This window comes from Cellulomonas sp. P4_A2, assembly GCF_056402515.1.
Genome location: NZ_JBFUHG010000266.1, coordinates 1 through 350 on the forward strand (window position 1 = coordinate 1; position 350 = coordinate 350).

At 66.0% G+C, this 350-nt stretch carries 1 protein-coding gene; it reads left to right on the forward strand.

The window, feature by feature from the left end; all coding sequences use genetic code 11:
- Positions 1–25: 25 nt before the first annotated feature.
- Positions 26–350: ATP-binding cassette domain-containing protein (locus tag AC1DUE_RS21005; RefSeq protein WP_477041322.1), on the forward strand; the 325-nt coding region annotated here is incomplete at its 3' end.

Sequence of the window (350 nt, forward strand, 5' to 3'; positions counted from 1 at the left end):
TGCTACTTCTGGAAGGAGACGCTCGATGCACGCTGAGCAGGGGAGCACTCGCGCGGGCGGCGAACCCATTCTGGAGGTCCGCGACCTCGTCAAGCACTATCCGCTGACCCAGGGCATCCTGTTCAAGAAGCAGGTCGGTGCGGTCAAGGCGGTCGACGGCGTCTCCTTCCAACTGGCCGCGGGCGAGACCCTCGGCATCGTGGGGGAGTCCGGCTGCGGCAAGTCGACCGTCGCCAGGATGCTCGTCCATCTGGAACAGCCGACGGCCGGCTCGATCATGTACAAGGGCGAGGACGTCACCAAGCTGTCGGGCCGCGCGCTGAAGGCCGTACGCCGGAACATCCAGATGG